Source organism: Micromonospora sp. NPDC047557, assembly GCF_043205095.1.
Taxonomy (GTDB): Bacteria; Actinomycetota; Actinomycetes; order Mycobacteriales; family Micromonosporaceae; genus Micromonospora.
Genome location: NZ_JBIDDK010000006.1, coordinates 216,412 through 232,760, shown reverse-complemented (window position 1 = coordinate 232,760; position 16,349 = coordinate 216,412). Strand labels below are relative to the sequence as shown.

Below are 16,349 nucleotides of genomic sequence, written 5' to 3'. Positions count from 1 at the left end.
GATGACTTCGGCCGCCCCGAGTCGGAGTGGCGGGCGCGGGGGCGGGCCGAAGGCCGGCGAGTTGGACGAAGATCTCGCGTTTGGCGGTCGCGTCGCCTCGGCGGTTGAGGACGTAGCCGGTCAACCAGACCCACCCCTGATACGTCGGCCGGTCCGACACGCAGACGACCCGGAAGGTCAACGCGCGGTCCCCGGCGAACTGCACCGAGGTTCGCCCGTCGACGATGAGCAGATCGCCGGGGGAGGGGCGCCCGGTCACCAGTGTCCGGTGCCGACTCGCAGGAGACGAGTGTGCTCAGCCGGTCGACCAGGTCAGCTCGGAGCCGATGGGCGGCGTCGAGCAGGAAGCGGGGACGGTCCATCGATCCCTCCAACCGCACGGCCGACGGGCTTCATCAGGCGTGCCCGTCGACCATCGCAGGGGGATCGGGGTGCGGCACCAGTGGTTGTGCTCAGACTGCCGGTGTCCGGGCGGGTGACCCGTAGCCGAAGTCGACAATCCGGTGTGCCATCCCGGCGTAGGCCTCCTGGCCCTCGGGCGCGAACGTGCCGAGCCCGTCGACGTAGCGGTTGAACATGCAGAACGCGGCGGCGATCAGGACGGTGTCGTGGATCTCCAGGTCGGTGGCACCCTCGGCGCGGGCATTGGCGACCAGTTCGGTGGTGACGTTGCGGCCACTGATCTGCACCGCGCCGGCGATGCGCAGCAGCGCCCGCAGCTTGGCCGAGATGGGGGCGGTGTCGAGGTCCGCGCGTACCTGGTCGACGAGGGTCATGCCCTCATCGAGCTGCGCGGCGGCGAATGCCGAGTGCGACGCGCAGCAGAAGGTGCACTCGTTGCGCCCGGAGACGTACGCGGCGATCAGCTCGCGCTCGCCGGCCGGGAGCGTGTGCGGGCCGCGCAGCAGCACCTCGGCCAACTCGTTGAGCGGCTTCGCTGTTTCCGGACGGTACCGCATCAGGCCGGCGACGCCGGGAAACTCCTTCTCGTCGATCCCGAGATCGATGTGTGCCATGGTGATCTGCCCTCCAGCCGTGAACCGGCCCGACCGGGAGGACGCCTGTGCCGGCGACGACTACCCGTGCGGGGCGACGTGACGGGCGTCGCGCAGCCACGATCTCATCCCGTCCGACGAAATTCTCTCTCCATTCATGCTCCCCCCACGACCGACCCGGCAGGCGCGGCGACGGCCGGGCAGATCCGGACGGATCACCACCACCTACCACAGGGATCCGTGGAGTGGGGTGCCGTCCACAGGCCCCCGCACTGTCCACGGCGGCGCCCGCACCGGCAATGGTCGACGGCTCGGTGCGGCACGGTCGAGCCCGTGGATCCGCGACTGCGTGCCCTGTTGGTTCAAGGCGGTGGGCTGTGCACCTGGTCAGACGTGGTGCGAGTGGCACCCGAGTGGACGATTCAGGCCGCCCGGCGGGCGGGTCGGTTGGTGCACCCGCTGCCCGGGGTCTACCTGGATGCCGCCCTGATCCTGAGCACGTGCGCGGACGTGCCGATCCTGGCCCGGATCGAGCCCGAGCTGGCACGCCGGGCAGTCCTCGCGTACGCCGACGGCCGGGGCGCGCTCGGTCGACTGACGGCGCTCGACGTGTGGGGCGTACGCCGCCAGCCACCTGGTGAGCCGGTACACCTCGATGTGCCCGCCGGATCGGGCCTGCGGGATCGGCCGCATCTCGTGGTGCGCCATCGCACCGGGTTCGCGGTCGGGCCGCCGCAGGTGGTGGTACGGGGTGGGTTGCCGGTGACGCGGCTCGACCGGACCCTGGTGGACTGTTGGCCGCTGCTGCCGCCGGTCGACCGCCCCGGGCCCCTCATCAGGGCGGTCAACGACCGGCTCACCACGCCACAGCGGCTCGTCGTCGCCCTGGCCGAGGTGCCCCGGTTGACCGATCGCGCGGCGCTGCGCCGTCTGCTGGATCGGCTCGCCGCCGGTTGCCGCAGCCCGCTTGAGATCTGGGGCCACGACCACGTCTTCACGGGTCCGGGTATGCCCACCTTCACCCGGCAGGCGCGGGTACGGGTCGGTGCCCGAACCGTCTATCTCGACATGTTCGCCGAGGCGGAGCGCGTCAACGTCGAACTGGACGGTGCCACCACCCATGGCGATCCGGCCGAACGCGAGATCGACCTCCGCCGCGACGCCCTGCTGGCCACCAGGGGGATCCTCGTCGTCCGCTTCACCCACCGCCGCCTCCTGGCGAACCCCGCCGAGGTCCGCCAGCAGACCTTGGCGATCCTCGCCAGCCGCCGCGCTCACTCATGATCGCTTGATGCGGACCAGTTCCCCAGGGCCCCTGACAACTGCTCAGCATCAAGTGATCATGAGCGGGATGCGGTGCTACTCGGAGGTGGCGAAGGCCAGGGCGCCGCAGCCGATCACCAGTACGAGCACGGTCACCAGGATGAGGCTCACGATCGCGCCCGGGCGCTGGATCAGCGGCTTGCCGGGGTCGAGGGGTGCCGGCAGCGACGCCGCGACGCCCGGCGTGGGCTGGGGCGGGGCGAGCCGCAGGATGCGACGCAGCCGGAAGCGGTCGATGCCGAGGAAAATCGGAATGCCGATGACACCGACTCCCCACCATCCGGCGAGCAGGGTCTTGTTCGAGTAGTGACGGAACATCGCGAGACCGCAGCTGCGACACATCCACCCGCGCTGCGAGGAGACGACGTACAGGATCACGATGCTCGTCATCGACTGGAAGGACACGTGGGCGGCGGGGTGGCTGCCGCAGAACTGGCATTCCCCGTCGGCGGGCGGGCGTAGGGCGGGCGGCGGTACGGGCGCGGGCATTGTCGTCACAGGTCGCTCCGGCTGGCGAAAGGCTGGCGAAAGGGCTGGCGAGTGAAAGGGCTGGCGACTGGAAGCGTTGCTGCGGGCGTCGTCAGCGGGCCGGTGCGGGGTAGCGGTCGCCGGCGTACTGGCGCAGGGCCGCCGCGACCTGGTCGCGCGACTGCTTGGTGCTCTTCAGGTCGGCGATGCGGTAGCCGCGCAGGCCGGTCAGCTCGACGTCGGGCGCCAGCGCGCGCTCGGTCTGGTCGCCGACCCAGACGGTCAGGATGCTCGGCTTCTCCAGCTTGCCGGCGTTGGGCTTCTTCTCGATCGCCACCCGGCTCACGTCCGACCAGGCGAAGTCCACTGTCGCCTCGCCCTTGGTCCAGGTGATGCCCTGCTCACCGATGCGGACGGCGAACGCCTGACGGCTCTCCCGCACCGCGCCCAGGCCGCCGATCAGGGCGAGCAGCGCCATCACGTAGCCGACCCAGTTGCCGAAGGTGAACTCCCGGCCCATCGCCGCCAGGATCTCCGGCGAGAACACCAGGACGACCGCCAGCACGAGCAGCGCCGGGCCCTTGGCGTACGGCTTCCAATTCCGTTCGAGTTCCATGGTGTATTCCTCCCCCGTGCCTTCCTGAGCGGAAGGACGGGAGGATGCTAGCCAGCCGGGTCAGCGTTGGCGATCATGGCAGAACGCGCGGATCGGGAAGAATCGGCATGAAGGTCGATGCCGAGCTGATCAAGATTTGGTAGCGCGGAGATGAAGGAGTTCGCCGATCCACCGCGCGGCCTCCCGCTGGGCGGCGAGCAGGTGCTGGCGGGCGTCGGCCACCTCCTGGTCGGCGTCCGCGTCGAGGTGGTCTCCCAGAATCGTCGTCCACCGTCGGCTCAGCTCCTCGGCGTACGTCGCCCTGCGCAACTGCTCGTCGAACTGGTACTCCAGTTTCACCATCCGGTCGACGTGCGGCTGGAGCGCCGGCATGATCCGCTCGTCGAGCCGGACGGCGGCGTCGGGTCGGCAGGTGATGAGGACATCACCGCGCTGGTAGCGCCACTCGGGATCGTCGGCGAGCGCCCGCTGCAACGCCACCTCCAGATCGGCTGCCCGGTGCGGCGGCAGGTCCCGGGCGGCGTCGGCGGCCAGCCGGGTCAGCCGTTGGATCGCGTTCGGTTGGAAGTAGTGCACGTACCAGCTCAACACCTCGGCGCGCAGGCTCGCCGGTGACGACCAGGCGAACGTGGCACGGATGTAGAACGAGTACACGTACCCCCGTGCGGGGACCGCGATCAGCCGGGGTGCGTCGCGCTGTTCGATGAGCGGACCCGGCGGGGACGGTCCGGCCCCGGCTCCGACGGGCGCCTCGTCCTGGAGCGCGGCCACCAGCCGATCCCATGTCCGCGCCCACCACCGCCAACCCCGGACACTCACGTCCCGGGCGATGGTCAGCCCACGGATGCCCCGCCGACGCCACAGGTCCGCGGGCCTCGGCCTCTCCTCGGGAGCGTCCGTCATGGCACCCCTTCACGGTCACCGATCCGCATGTCACGCTAACAACCGATGACCGATATGCCCGTAGCCGCGCCGATAGCCCCAGGTCGGGTCCGCGTCGGAGCGCTCGCGCTGCCCGCCGCCGGTGGGGGGTGATCGTCCGGGGTTCACCGAGCATTGTGGAGCAGTTGGGATGCGCGGGCTGTCGCTGACGGCCGGCAACGGCGAGACTGACTCCGGTCCGCCAATCACGCGGATCGATGGATCGGATGGTCTGGAGGCAGCCTGTGTCCACCCTCGTGTCCCCGCTGGACACGCTCGGCGCGATCCGCCGGCGTACCACCACCCTCGCCCTGCTTTTCACCATGGTCGCAGCCGCGCTGGTCGGCCCGTCCGTGGTGGCCCCACGGCTGACCGACTCCGCGTCGGCGGCGGTCTACAGCTCCTGCACGGTCAGCCGCTGCGCGGACGCGCGCACCGCCCGTTCCGGCTGGTCCGCCAAGGGCTTCCCGACCAGCCGCGGCTGGTACTCCTGGAGCGGCGGGCTGTCCAACTTCGCCGGCGGCCGGTTCTACAACTACGAGGGTCAACTGCCCACCAACGCCACCTACTACGAGTACGACGTGTACCCGCGTACCCAGGGCGCCGCCCGCGACGCGTACCGGATCGTGGTGAACCGCAGCACCGGGGCCACCTGGTTCTCGCCCAACCACTACACCGACTTCTACCGGCTCTGACCGACCCGGGCCGGCCGGTTCCCCTCGGCCGGCCCGGCACGTAGGCCCGCATCCAGAAAGGCCCCGATGTCGCACACCGACGACTGGCTCAGCGTCGGCGCGGACGCGAACCGCGACGCGCCCGGCGCGGTGGCGCTGCCCGGCGCGGCGCTGCGGACCCGGTCCGCGCTCTTCGCCGCGCTGACCGACGCGCTTGACCTGCCCGGCTACCGGGGAGACACCTGGGACGCGCTCGCCGACGTGCTCGCCGACCGGCTGGACGCCGGCCCGCTCACCCTGCTGATCACCGACGCCGAGCAGGTGCTCGCCGACGAGCCGGCCGATCAGCACGCGCTGCTGCTCGCCGTGCTCCGCAACCTCGCCGGCAGCGCCGGGCACCCGCTGCGCGTGCTCCTGCGCGACACACCCGATTGAGCGCGTGCTCAGTTCCCGACAGTCCGGACCTCGCGGGGGCACGGTGACGGTGGTGGTGACGCTCGGGTGACGGCCCTTTCGCGATCCTCGTGCCCAGCCGGGCGGCGTGCCCCGGCGGGGGCAGCGGGGAGGCCGGCGCGGTGGACTTCGTCGACGGGGTGCTGGTGCGGTTGGCCGATCCGGGCACCCGCGCCGCCGTCTTCGACGACGCGTCGCTGGCCCACCTGGTCGAGGCCGCCTACGACACCGAGGCGATGCCGGTCGCGCCCCCGTACGCGGCGGTCTTCGACGAGCTGACCCTCGGCTTCGCCGCCGCGCCCGCGACGCTGGCCGAGGGGGAGTGGCTGGGCTCCGGCGGCACCACCCGTACCGAGCTGCGCGTGCGGCTGCACGGTCTCGGCGGGTCGGCGCTGCGCATCGACGCGCTCTGGCGGGGCAGCCTGGTGGTGCGCACGAGCCTCGCCCGGGACCGGGTCGAGGACCTCGACGTGGCGGTGCCGGCCTTCGACGTCGACCTGCAGATCATCGCCGACCTCGGCGCGTTGCCCACCGACCCGGCGTTGTTGGAGACCGAGCGTCGTACCCGACTGGTGGCCCGGCTGCGGGCGGGCCTGCACCAGCCGGCCGCGTTCACCGACGCGCACCTGGACCGGCTGCTCGCGGGCGTCGGCGCCGCGAACGCGGGTGACCTGGTGGCGCGGATGCGCGGGCAGACCGCCGGCGCCACCGTACGGCTGCGCTACGCGGCGCCGCCGGCCGCGCCGCCCACACCCCGTCCGCTGCCGTTCGCCGCAGCCGTGCTGATCCGCGACCGGGGCTTCTCCCTCGCCGACCTGCTCGTCGAGACGCGGCTGGTCCGGGCCCGCGCCGAGGAGTTGGGCCTGGACGTGCCCGCACCCGACGACGTCCGGCGGCGGCACCGGGTGGTCGCCGTCTGGGTGGTCCCCATCGAGACGTTCGACGACGACGGTTGGCCCGGCGGTGACGCCGGCACCGCCGCGCAGAAGCGGGCCACCCGGTTCGCCCGCGCCGGCCAGTGGCTCGCCCGCAGCGGCATCGGACTGGCCGCCGTGACGACCTGAGAACCCAGACCAGCAGCAACTTCGTCCGGGAGGACCCGTGGCACCGACAGCAGCATTCCCGTTCATCGAGGTCCGGATCGTGCCGCCACCGGCGCCGCTGGCCCAGCGCTCGCCGGGCGTCATCGCCGTGGTGGGCAAGGCGCCGTCCACGGCCGACGGTGGCTCCGCCCCGGCGAACACGCCGGTCCGGATCGAGACCCTGGACGACGCGGTCACCAACTTCGCCCGCCGGCAGGCCGGCAACGTGGTCCGCAACGCCCTCTACAACTCCCTCGAACTGGCGTTCCTGCAGGACCCGCGGCCGGCCAAGGTGTACGGGGTCAAGGTGGCCGGCGACGACTACGCCGCCGCGCTCGGCGGTCTGGAGGCCGCCGACGACGTGACCATGGTGTCGCTGGCCAACGAGTCGACCGTCGGCAACCCGGCCGGAGCCGGGGCGCCCACCGGGTTGCAGGCCCTCAAGGCGCACGTGGAGACGATGTCGGCCGCCGGCCAGCGGCGGATCGGCTTCGCCATGGTCAACCCGGCCACCGAGAAGAGCCCCAGCTACGTCGCCGACATCACCACCGCGGCGAACCCACTCAAGAGCAGCACCAGCCGGATGGTGATGATCGCCGCCCGGGGCGCCGACGGCGACGCCGCCACCGCCGCGATGGCGGCCGTGGCCGGCCTGCCGGTGCACCACAGCATCGTGCTGAAGAAGATCCGTGGGGTGGCCATCCCGGTGGCCAAGCAGTACAGCCCGGCCGAGATCAAGGGCCTCTCCGAAGCCAACCTCACCCCGATCATCGACCCGACGCTGATCACCGGCGAGAGCCTGCACTTCGCCGACGGGCGGCTGTTCACCACCGATGCGAGCCTGCTGCACGTCGACCTGGTCCGCACCCTCGACCAGATCGAGTTCATGCTCCGCGCCGGTCTCATCGGCCTGGTCGGCGACGCCCGCATCACCAAGCCGGGCATGACCCTGCTCAAGACCCAGGTGGACGGCATCCTCGGCCCACTCAAGCGGCAGGCGGTCATCGACGACTACCGCGTCGAGATCCCGGTGCTCGACATCCTCACCATCCCCGAGGCCGCCCGTACCGCCACCGACACCTCGATCGTCACCGCCGCCCGGGCCGACCGCACCGTCGACCTGGTCGTCACCGTCACGTACGGCCCGGCCGTGAGCCGCCTGCTGGTCACGCTCGTGGCCAAGTTCTGACCGGAGGAACCAGACCATGGAGTGGAAGACCCGCCTCGCGGTGCAGTACACCAAGGGCACCGAGACGGTGTTGATCAGCCCGATCGACTCGTTCAGCCCGTCCTTCTCGCTCAACGTCGAGGCGCTGCACTCGTGCGAGGTGACCCACATGGGCGTCATCCACGCGCCGGTGTCGATGAACTTCACGATGACCGTCAAGGCGATCGGGGACGTCGCCGGCCGGCTCACCAAGCTGGCGCTCGACGGCGAGCTGTTCGACATCGCGCTGCTGGAGCACACCGGCGACGACTGGGCGTTCTCGTCCTTCGTGCTGCGGGACTGCCTGATCACCAGCGCGACACCCACCACCGCCACCATCTCCGGCGCCCCGGCCGCGACCTTCAGCGGCTTCAGCCTGGCCGCCTCGGTCGACCCGAAGACCGGCGACCCGTCCGTCCTGCCGTAACCGACCGACGAGGAACCGGAGGTAGCAGATGGCGACCGGAGCTGGCCGCGCCGCCCGGGTCACCCGTACCGGGCTGGCCCTGGTGCACGCGGGTGAGCTGGTGCTGCCGGCGGCCGGCAGCGAGGCGGAGGCCGAGCAGGTGGCCGAGGACGATCGCGCGGTCATCGCGTACCACTTCCCGGTGGAGATCGAGGTGGTCGCGGCCGGCGGCGCCCTCGACGCCGACGCGCTCGCCGACCTCGCGCTGGCCCGGCTCGCCGAGCACCTGGACGGGCGGTTCTGACGGTGGCCATCTCGGTGCACGTGCCGGTGCGGATCCGGCTGGACGCCCGGTCGGTGACCGAGCGGCCGGAGGCCGTGACCGACGCGCTCGCCGCGGCCCTGGCCCGCGCCCTGGAACGCTCCCGGCAGGAGGTGGTCTCGCCGCGCGGCGGCTATCTGGAGGTACGCGCCGCGGCGCCGGACGTCCGGTGGACCGGCGCGGCCGCCGAGCGGGTGTCCCCGGACGACCGGCGGGCCTTCGAGGCCCGGCTGCGCCGGCGCATCGACGAGGTGGTCGCCGCGGCGCGGCTGGACCCGGGGCTGCCGCCCGGGGTGGCCCTGCCGCTGAGCGAACCGGCGACCGAACTGTTCGACCCGCAGCGGATGCGCCACCTCCTCGCGGTCTACCGGGTGCCGTCCTACGACGACGGCGGGGACGCCGCCGAGGTGCCGGTGGACGGAGACGAGCCGCCTCCGGTGACCTACCAGTGGCTATTGCGACCAGCCACCTACCTGGCCGATCACTTCGCCGAGCTGGCCCGCGAGGCGGTACGCCAGCACGGTGGCCTGCCCTCCGGCGCACCACAGGGGATCATCGCGCGGGTGGTCGGCCCCGACAGCCGTCCGGTCTGGGCGATCATGGTGACCACCACGCCACTGTCGGTCCTGACCTTCGAGCGCTTCGGCGAGACGGTGTTCCGGGCCACCCCGCAGCCGCACTTCGAGGTGGAGGCGCGGGTGCCCAGCCCGCAACCCGGGACGGTGCAGCGGCGGCCGGTCGCCGACCGGTCCGCCCTGGTGGCCATGGTGGACGAGGAGCTGAGCGCCGACATCCGGCAGCGGCTGCGGACCGCCTCGCCACGCGGCGAGACCACCAGCGCCCAGGAGTACCAGGCGCAGATCGAGCGGGCCGTCGACGCGGAGGTGACCCGGCGGGTCGACGCGATCCTCGCCTCGGTGGGCGGGGCGACGCCGACGTGCCTGGTGGTGGTCAGCATCGGCGGGGTGTCCCTGCTGCTGGTCGGCACCGAGGAGACCGACGCCACCCTGCACTGGACCGGCACGGCCAACCTGCTGCCGATCACCATCGAGCAGCACCCGGCGGCCCCGCCGGACCCGAACGCGCCACCCGGCGGCGGCGGCACGGGCACCGGCACCGGCACCGGCACCGGCACCGGCACCGGCACCGGCACCGGCACCGGCACCGGCACGGGCACGGGCACCGGCGCGGGCACCGGGTCCGGCAGTGGGTCGGGCGGCGCCAGCGGCACGGGCACCGGCCCGGGCGGCGGCACCGGAGGCACCGGGGACGGCAGTGGCGGCGGCCGGCGGGGCGGGTTCGTCTTCGACCCGAGCAGCCCGAGCGCGCCGGCCGGCGCCGAGGGCAGCCGGTTCCCCGTCGTCGGCGCCGGGCACTCGACGATGCCCGCCTGCGCGCCGTTCAACGGCGAACCGGAGCTGGCCGCCCTCGGGCCGGACGGCGACGAGCTGCGTCGACTGATGGACGACATCGCGTTCCGGCTGCAGATGGGTGAGCCGTGCCGCTATCCGGCGAACTTCTGCCTCCAGGCCGCCGCCGTGCTGCGCGGCCGGGCCGCGGCGATCAGCCTGCTCGTCGGCTCCGCCGAACGCGAGGCGTTCACCCGACCCGTCCCCGAGGGCACCGGAGGGCTCGGCCCGCTGGACTTCCGGCCGGTCGCCTCGCCCGCCGTGCAGTTCCTGCGCCACCTGGCCGGGGTGGTGCCCCGCCTGGACCACCTCGCCCAACTGGTCATGCGCCGTTACAGCCAGCCCGAGCACTTCGCCCACGTCCAGGGCGGCTGGATCGACACGTCCGCCTCCTGGAACCTGCACTTCGTCCAGGCGCTCAGCCCGGCCGTCAAGGCCGCGGTGGGGCAGCTGTTCATCGTCGGCAGCCAGGCCATGCTGGTGCAACTGCTGCTCAGCTCGCAGACCGGCATCAACGCGCGGATCGCCCACTTCGACAGGTACGCGCCGATCTTCGAGCGGTTGATCGTCTCCCAGCTCACCGACTACGCCGAACTGCAGGGCCTGCGCGAGCGGCTGCGCCGGCACGAGGCGGCGCGGTGGACGGCCGAGCACACCGACGCCGGCGGCGGCGTCCTCGCCACGGTGAGCATGGCCAACCCGTCCACCGCCTGGTACGGCGCAGCCCGCGCCATCTCCACCGCGTTCCTCGCCACCGAGGCCGCCCTGACCAGCCCCGGCGCGGCCGGCGAGATCGTCGAACGCGACGGCGTCACGCGCATCCGCGACTCGCACGCGGTGCTGTGGACCCTCGCCGAGATCGAACAGGCGCTGGTCATCCAACGCGGTGAGGCCGAGGGCGTCGACCCGCTGGTCAAGCAGATCACCGACCTGCCCGACGTGCTGGCCCGCTTCGCCGGCAACCGGTCGGCGATCCGCGACGAGTTGTGGCGGGTGCTGCAGGACATGCGGCGCAACAACACCGAGATGCTGGGCCGCGCCCGCACCGACGCGCGGTTCGCCTTCCGGTCCAGCCGGATCAGCGAGCACATCCCGTCGGCCACCATCGCCGGGTCGAGCTTCGCGTTGCAGGGCATCCACCTGGTCACGCACCAGCAGATCGGTGAGTTCTTCGGCGGCAACCTCTACTACGCCACCGGCGTCGACAGCCTGTTCCACACCGAGCTGGGCCGGGAGGCGCTGAGCGCATTCGCGATCATGGTGGGGATCATCGCGCTGTCCATTCTCTGCCCACCGCTGGGCTTCGTGGTCGGGGTGGCCGTCGCCGCCGTCGACGTGGCGCACGCCCACCAGCGGGCCCGCCTCTACTCCTCGATGCTCGACCCGGAGCTGGTGCTCACCCGCACCGAGGTGGAGGTCGAGCTGTTCGCCGCGTACCTCGGGTTGGCGATGTCGCTGATCCCGGAGGCCGGCACCATCGGCGGCGCGGCCGTGCGCGGCGGCCGGGTCGCCCTGCGGTTCGGCGTCCGCGCGGGGCTGCGCGCCGCCCGGGGGTACGTCGTACGCCGGGTCACCCGACAGATCGTCGAAGCGGCCTCCCGCGACCTGCTCCAGGCGTTCCTCACCGAGATCCTGCTCAACGAGGTGCTGGAACGGGTCGTGCAGAAGCTGATGGAGCCGATCCTCGCGTACGTGGAGCGCGAGGCGATGCTCAGCGGCGCGGTCGGCGGCCCGGAGGGCGCCCGATTCATCCTCATGGTGCTCGACTCGCAGCACGCCGCCGCGTCCGGCCCGCGCGTGCCGGTGGTGCGGCCGTGACCGGGCCCCGCCGGTTCCGCGCCGGCCGGTTCCTCGACGCCGCCGCCGTGCACGCCGCCGCCGACGCGAACCCCCGGCTGCGCCGGTTCATGCGGACCATCGCCGAACACAGCGAGGCCGGCGAGGTGCGGTCGCGGCGGCTGCTGGAGCACCTCATCCGCCGCATCGTCGACGACGTCGGCGACCTGCACCTGGGCAACGCGCTCAACCGGCTGGAACGCATCGCCGTCCTGCGGGACAACATCGCCGCCATCCTCGATCACGTGCTGGAGGGTGGCACCCTGCCCGAGGGGGTGCGGGTGGCGACCCTCGGGGAGTACTTCGACCAGCTCAGCACCGAGATGCGCGAGCTGAGCCGACCTCGCGAGGGCATCGTCGGCGACGCGCCGCTGCGGTTGGCCGACGACGCTGGCGCGTACGCCGACTCGCTGCTGCGCGAGTTCGACGGCGGCGGCGGCGCGGCCGGCCGGCACGCCGAGCCGGCCGCGATCGTCGGTGACGCGTTCCGGGCCATGCCGGCGGACCGGCAGGCGGCGCTGCGCCGCGCCGCCGAGCTGGAACCGGCCGCGCTGTGGCGCGCGGTGGCCGCCGAGAGCGAGGGTGGCAAGCGGGCCGCCGTCGCCGACCTCCAAGCCCGCCTCGGCGGCCGGCTCACGCCCGACGAGCTGGCCCGGCTGCGCACCGCCGTCGACGACCTCGGCCGGGCCCGCTCGCGCGGTCTGCAGATGAGCGACGCCCGCCTCGCCGACGCTCTGGCCCGCATCGGTGATCCGGAGCTGCGAGCCGTGGTGGCCGGCGGCGACGTCTGGCTCACCCAACAACTCGCCGTGCACAACCCGGAGGCCCTGGCCACCCTGTGGCGGCGCTTCCGCGACGGGGGCGGACGCGCCGACGACGGCCCGGGCTTTCGCGCCTACCTGCGCCACGACATGGTCACCTACGGCCGGGGTGTCCTCGGTGAGTACACCGCCGCGTTCTCCCTGAGCAGCATCGAGCTGTTCCTCAAGGGACCGGACGCCAACGTCAAGGTCGCCGGCACCGACCTCGTCGGCATCGGCCACGACGGCTGGGTGTGGCTCGTCGACGACAAGTCGCACCGGGCGAGCAGCGTCGCCGGGGTCAGCGCGCTCACCGACAACCTGGTCACCAACCTGCGCCGCGACGCCGCCGACTTCCGCGACGCCATCGCGCGGCTGCAACGCGACGACCCCGGCTTCACCCCCGACCCGCGCATCCTCGACGCGATCTCCCGGATGGAGGACGCCGCCGCCGAGATCGACCGGATCAACCGGCGCGGCTCCGCGTCCACCCGACCCGCGCGGATCAGCGCGGCGCTCGAGGAACGCCGGCTGCGGCTGCGGGTCACCAGCGCCGCGGGCGAGGTCCGCGAGATCACCCAGGCGCTGCGCGACCTGGGTCTGGCCGTCGAACCCACCGGTACGCCGGTGCCGCTGCCACGCGTCGGAGGGCGTTGAGCATGGCCATCACCAGCAGCTTCATGCGCTACGGCACAGTCCCGTCGGCGATCATCAGCGACGGGGTGCTGCCGATCCCGCTCTGGGCGGTCACCGCCATCTCTCTCGCCCAGACCTACCACCTGCCGCCGATCGGTTCCACCGCGCACAAGGCCATCGTGGCCACCCACGACGACACCATCACCCTGACCGGGGTGCTCGTCGGCGCGGAACGCTATGCCTGGAAGTTCGCCCTGGAGACGATGGCCGAGGCGAGCAAGCGGGGCACCGCCCTCGCGGCGTACTCCGGGGGGAAGTTCGGCGGGCTCATCCTCGTCACCTCGATGACCATCCGCACCGACATGCAGGTGCAGTCACTGACCTTCAACGCCTCGGCCGCCCGCCGCGACGTCCTGGACACCACCATCACCCTCGTCCACGTGCCCCGTCCCAGCCTGCTCGGCAAGCTGCTCGACGTGGCCAGCATCGGAGTCGGCGCGCTCGCCGACGGGTTGGGCAACTGATGCCACCGTTCCCGATCGACCGCTACCTGCTGCCGGAGACGCCCATCGAGGTGCCCCCCGGGTTCACCGAGGTCCGGCAGAGCCTCACCGCCGGCCTGCCGCACCGCGTCGAGCTGGGCGCCGGCGTGCACGCGGTGCTGATCCTGCCCACCGGGCTGGCCCGGCAGTGGCTGAACACCGACCCCCTCGCCGTGGTGAGCAGCTCCGCCGACGACCTGACGCCCCGACCCGCGCCGCCCGTCACACCCCGGGCGCCGGCCCTGGTCGGTCGGGTGCCGCTGCGCCTGGTCGTCCGCCAGGGCACCCGGATCCTCGGCTCGGTGCCGCTCGCCGCCGGCCTGCGGCGGGTCTGCCCCGACGCCGGCACACCCGTCGACCCCGCCGGGACCACCCCGGTCGCCGTCGAGGTGGTGGTGCTCGCCTGGCTGCTGCACGCCGGGACGGTACGCGGCTCCGGCGACTACGGCTCCACCCTCACGGTGGCGTGGCGGCCCGCCGACCGCGCGGTCGACACCTTCGGGCCGCCGCCCATCAACGAGTTCGTCTGGCGTCGCCGCCCACCCGCGCAGCGCGTCGAATCCGAGCTGGGCCCCGGCAGGCTGCGCTACCGCTACCTGCTCGACAAGAAGATGCGGAGGGTGCTGCGGTGACGCTCACGCCGTTCCAGACCGGCCAGGTACGCCAGGGCGCGGTCGGCAACGACGCCGGCTGGACCCTGACGTTCCACCGGGAGACCCCGACCGGGCTCAGCCCCGACGTCGCGCTCACCCTGTCCAGCGCCGACTACTACGCGGCCATCGACGCCGCGCTGCCGGAAGGGCTGGGCCCCGGCGCGTACACGATCACCGTGCAGGGCCTGATCGACGAGCACTTCGCCGCGCTGCGTACCGCCGAGGGGCAGCCGCCGCTGGTGGCGAAACTGCACCTGTACTGGCGCGACGCCAACACCTCCGTCGGCGCGTTCTTCACCAACCTGGTCGGCGTCAACGCCGGCCCGACCCCGGCCGAGCTGACCCAGGCGCTGGTCGCCGTGCTGCGGGTGACGAAGGTGCGCCGGCTCACCGGCGAGCGGACGTACGACACCGAGCTGACCCTCGTCGAGCAGGCGTACGCCCGGCTCGGGCAGCGCGTCGCCGAACGGTTCGAGGCCGCCACCTTCAGCGCCGCGATCCAAGCCATCGGCGACCGGACCCGGGTCGACGTGACCGGATGGGGCGCCAACCCCGACGGCACGATGACCCGGGGCGCCACCGAGGCGGCCGGCGACGAGCGGGTCGCCTTCGGGGCGGGGCTGCTCTACCGCGCCGCCCTGGAACGCATCGGCGGCGCGTTGCAGCAGTCGCTCAACGCGTACGGGCGGGGGATGCTGCTGATCCGCGACGGCACCGTGCACGTCGGGAAGCGGCCGATTCCGTACCCGGAGGGGGAGCCCAAGCCGCTGACCCTCGCCACCGGTCTGCTGGAGTGCACCGAGAACGGCACCCAGGACACCGACCCGTACGCGGCCACCGAGGCCGGCGGCACGGCCGCACCGCGGCGCAGGGCGTGGACGCTGACCCTCAAGGGCCGCCCCGACCTGAAGCCCGGCGACCTGGTGCGCTTCGACCCGCCGGCGACCGACGAGGCCACCACCCTGGGCAGTGTCGGCGCGGCGCTGCTCGGCTCGTTCGCCGCCCCGTTCGCCCCGTCGACCGGGGAGTTGGGCGCGGGGGCGAAACTGCTCTACCTCAGCGCCGCCCGGCACACCCTGTCGCGTACCGCCGGGTTCGTCACGGTGGTGCAGGGCGTCGAGGTCACCTCGGGCGCCCAGGCGTGGGACACCTGGAGCGACGCGTCCGGTGTGGCCGCCGCCGAGCCGGCCGGTCCGGCGTCGTCGCCCGGGGTGGCCGCCGCCGAGGCGGTGCGCCGCGCGGCCCGTGCCGCCCGGGGCGAGACGCGCGGCCTGGAGATCGGCGAGGTACGCGCCGCCGCCACCAACGCCAGCGGCGCGGTCGAGCCGCCCGCGCAGACCGAGACGGTGTGGGAGGGCCTGGTCCGCCCGGACGGCCGACCCAACGCCGCCCGCCGTCTGCCGGTACGCCGGGAACAGCCCGCGCCGCTGCCCGGGGTGGCCTACCTGACCCCGTTCGCCTGGGGTGGTTGCGGGCTCATCCTGCCCCGCTATCCGGGCACCCGGGTGGCGCTGGCCTACCGCAACGGCGCCCCCGACGACCCGGTCGAGGTGGGCGCGCTCTGGCCCACCGGGCACGCCCCGGTGTCGCAGCCGGGGGACTGGTGGCTGTCGCTGCCGGTCGGGGTGGCCACGAACAGCCGCTCGTCGATCGGCGACACGGTGGTGCCCGCCGACCACGACGGCAAGGTCACGCACGACCTCACCGACGGCGACGGCAACCGCGTCATCGAGCTGGGCGAGCTGACCGTGCGGGTGGGCCGGGACCAGTTACGCGGTCGGGGTCAGCGCCCGGCCCGTGCCGACGAGGCCGACAGCATCACCATCGAGCACGCCGCCGGCGGCTCGTCGATCGTCATGAAGCAGGACGGCTCGATCACCATCACCGCCACCCGGATCGACCTGGACGCCGGCAACGGCGCGGTGAACATCAGCGGCGGCACGGTGAGCATCGCCGCCGACGACGTCGACGTCCAGGTCGACAACGCGATGAACGTCCACTGAGGA

General features: G+C 73.0%; 16 protein-coding genes. 12 read left to right on the top strand and 4 right to left on the bottom strand.

Annotated elements, in window-relative coordinates; translation table 11 throughout:
* Positions 1-452: 452 nt before the first annotated feature.
* Positions 453-1,016, bottom strand: a complete 564-nt coding sequence (locus tag ACGGAQ_RS17430; protein WP_393050169.1) for a carboxymuconolactone decarboxylase family protein — start codon at positions 1,014-1,016, stop codon at positions 453-455.
* A 381-nt stretch (positions 1,017-1,397) separates the two neighbouring features.
* Here ACGGAQ_RS17430 and ACGGAQ_RS17425 point away from each other — a divergent pair, with 381 nt between their 5' ends.
* Positions 1,398-2,279, top strand: a complete 882-nt coding sequence (locus ACGGAQ_RS17425; RefSeq protein ID WP_393050167.1) for a DUF559 domain-containing protein — start codon at positions 1,398-1,400, stop codon at positions 2,277-2,279.
* A 75-nt stretch (positions 2,280-2,354) separates the two neighbouring features.
* Here ACGGAQ_RS17425 and ACGGAQ_RS17420 read toward each other — a convergent pair whose 3' ends face one another.
* The 3 genes from ACGGAQ_RS17420 to ACGGAQ_RS17410 all read right to left on the bottom strand — a co-directional run bounded on the left by ACGGAQ_RS17420 (position 2,355) and on the right by ACGGAQ_RS17410 (position 4,305).
* A complete protein-coding gene (locus ACGGAQ_RS17420; RefSeq protein WP_393050164.1) occupies positions 2,355-2,816 on the bottom strand; it encodes a hypothetical protein in 462 nt (153 codons plus the stop codon).
* Positions 2,817-2,898: 82 nt separating this feature from the next.
* Positions 2,899-3,402 carry a hypothetical protein gene (locus ACGGAQ_RS17415; RefSeq protein WP_393050161.1) on the bottom strand — a complete coding sequence of 168 codons (504 nt, stop codon included), beginning with the start codon at positions 3,400-3,402 and terminating at the stop codon, positions 2,899-2,901.
* A 129-nt stretch (positions 3,403-3,531) separates the two neighbouring features.
* Positions 3,532-4,305, bottom strand: coding sequence for a hypothetical protein (locus tag ACGGAQ_RS17410; RefSeq protein WP_393050159.1), 774 nt, complete (start codon positions 4,303-4,305; stop codon positions 3,532-3,534).
* Positions 4,306-4,646: 341 nt separating this feature from the next.
* On the opposite strand from ACGGAQ_RS17410, the gene ACGGAQ_RS17405 reads away from it, so the two are divergent.
* The 11 genes from ACGGAQ_RS17405 (at position 4,647) to ACGGAQ_RS17355 (ending at position 16,346) form a co-directional block, all read left to right on the top strand.
* Positions 4,647-5,018 (top strand): ribonuclease domain-containing protein, encoded by a 372-nt coding sequence (locus tag ACGGAQ_RS17405; RefSeq protein WP_393050416.1) that lies wholly within the window; start codon positions 4,647-4,649, stop codon positions 5,016-5,018.
* A gap of 66 nt (positions 5,019-5,084) precedes the next feature.
* Complete coding sequence (locus ACGGAQ_RS17400; RefSeq protein ID WP_393050157.1) at positions 5,085-5,432, top strand: barstar family protein; 348 nt, start codon at positions 5,085-5,087, stop codon at positions 5,430-5,432.
* 140 nt (positions 5,433-5,572) lie between these two features.
* Entirely contained in the window at positions 5,573-6,514 is a 942-nt protein-coding gene (locus ACGGAQ_RS17395; RefSeq protein ID WP_393050154.1) for a hypothetical protein, read from the top strand.
* A 37-nt stretch (positions 6,515-6,551) separates the two neighbouring features.
* The gene (locus ACGGAQ_RS17390; RefSeq protein ID WP_393050151.1) at positions 6,552-7,721 is read left to right on the top strand and encodes a hypothetical protein; all 1,170 of its coding nucleotides are present in this window, start codon (positions 6,552-6,554) and stop codon (positions 7,719-7,721) included.
* Between the two features lie 16 nt (positions 7,722-7,737).
* Positions 7,738-8,166: a hypothetical protein gene (locus tag ACGGAQ_RS17385; RefSeq protein ID WP_234582446.1), complete on the top strand. Its 429-nt coding sequence runs from the start codon at positions 7,738-7,740 to the stop codon at positions 8,164-8,166.
* 28 nt (positions 8,167-8,194) lie between these two features.
* The gene (locus ACGGAQ_RS17380) at positions 8,195-8,449 is read left to right on the top strand and encodes a hypothetical protein (RefSeq protein ID WP_088989350.1); all 255 of its coding nucleotides are present in this window, start codon (positions 8,195-8,197) and stop codon (positions 8,447-8,449) included.
* 2 nt (positions 8,450-8,451) lie between these two features.
* Positions 8,452-11,694 (top strand): hypothetical protein, encoded by a 3,243-nt coding sequence (locus tag ACGGAQ_RS17375; RefSeq protein WP_393050147.1) that lies wholly within the window; start codon positions 8,452-8,454, stop codon positions 11,692-11,694.
* Positions 11,691-13,169 (top strand): hypothetical protein, encoded by a 1,479-nt coding sequence (locus tag ACGGAQ_RS17370; protein ID WP_393050144.1) that lies wholly within the window; start codon positions 11,691-11,693, stop codon positions 13,167-13,169. Before ACGGAQ_RS17375 ends, ACGGAQ_RS17370 begins: the two co-directional genes overlap by 4 nt.
* Positions 13,170-13,171: 2 nt before the next feature.
* The gene (locus ACGGAQ_RS17365) at positions 13,172-13,672 is read left to right on the top strand and encodes a hypothetical protein (RefSeq protein ID WP_053659787.1); all 501 of its coding nucleotides are present in this window, start codon (positions 13,172-13,174) and stop codon (positions 13,670-13,672) included.
* Positions 13,672-14,322 carry a hypothetical protein gene (locus ACGGAQ_RS17360; RefSeq protein ID WP_393050140.1) on the top strand — a complete coding sequence of 217 codons (651 nt, stop codon included), beginning with the start codon at positions 13,672-13,674 and terminating at the stop codon, positions 14,320-14,322. Before ACGGAQ_RS17365 ends, ACGGAQ_RS17360 begins: the two co-directional genes overlap by 1 nt.
* Positions 14,319-16,346 carry a hypothetical protein gene (locus ACGGAQ_RS17355; RefSeq protein ID WP_393050138.1) on the top strand — a complete coding sequence of 676 codons (2,028 nt, stop codon included), beginning with the start codon at positions 14,319-14,321 and terminating at the stop codon, positions 16,344-16,346. Before ACGGAQ_RS17360 ends, ACGGAQ_RS17355 begins: the two co-directional genes overlap by 4 nt.
* Positions 16,347-16,349: the final 3 nt, after the last annotated feature.

Bases quoted from the DNA above. Each gene is read 5' to 3' on its own strand.
- ACGGAQ_RS17430 (WP_393050169.1), bottom strand. From the start codon at position 1,016: ATGGCACACATCGATCTCGGGATCGACGAGAAGGAGTTTCCCGGCGTC.
- ACGGAQ_RS17415 (WP_393050161.1), bottom strand. From the start codon at position 3,402: ATGGAACTCGAACGGAATTGGAAGCCGTACGCCAAGGGCCCGGCGCTG.
- ACGGAQ_RS17410 (WP_393050159.1), bottom strand. From the start codon at position 4,305: ATGACGGACGCTCCCGAGGAGAGGCCGAGGCCCGCGGACCTGTGGCGT.
- ACGGAQ_RS17405 (WP_393050416.1), top strand. From the start codon at position 4,647: ATGGTCGCAGCCGCGCTGGTCGGCCCGTCCGTGGTGGCCCCACGGCTG.
- ACGGAQ_RS17400 (WP_393050157.1), top strand. From the start codon at position 5,085: ATGTCGCACACCGACGACTGGCTCAGCGTCGGCGCGGACGCGAACCGC.
- ACGGAQ_RS17385 (WP_234582446.1), top strand. From the start codon at position 7,738: ATGGAGTGGAAGACCCGCCTCGCGGTGCAGTACACCAAGGGCACCGAG.
- ACGGAQ_RS17380 (WP_088989350.1), top strand. From the start codon at position 8,195: ATGGCGACCGGAGCTGGCCGCGCCGCCCGGGTCACCCGTACCGGGCTG.
- ACGGAQ_RS17365 (WP_053659787.1), top strand. From the start codon at position 13,172: ATGGCCATCACCAGCAGCTTCATGCGCTACGGCACAGTCCCGTCGGCG.
- ACGGAQ_RS17360 (WP_393050140.1), top strand. From the start codon at position 13,672: ATGCCACCGTTCCCGATCGACCGCTACCTGCTGCCGGAGACGCCCATC.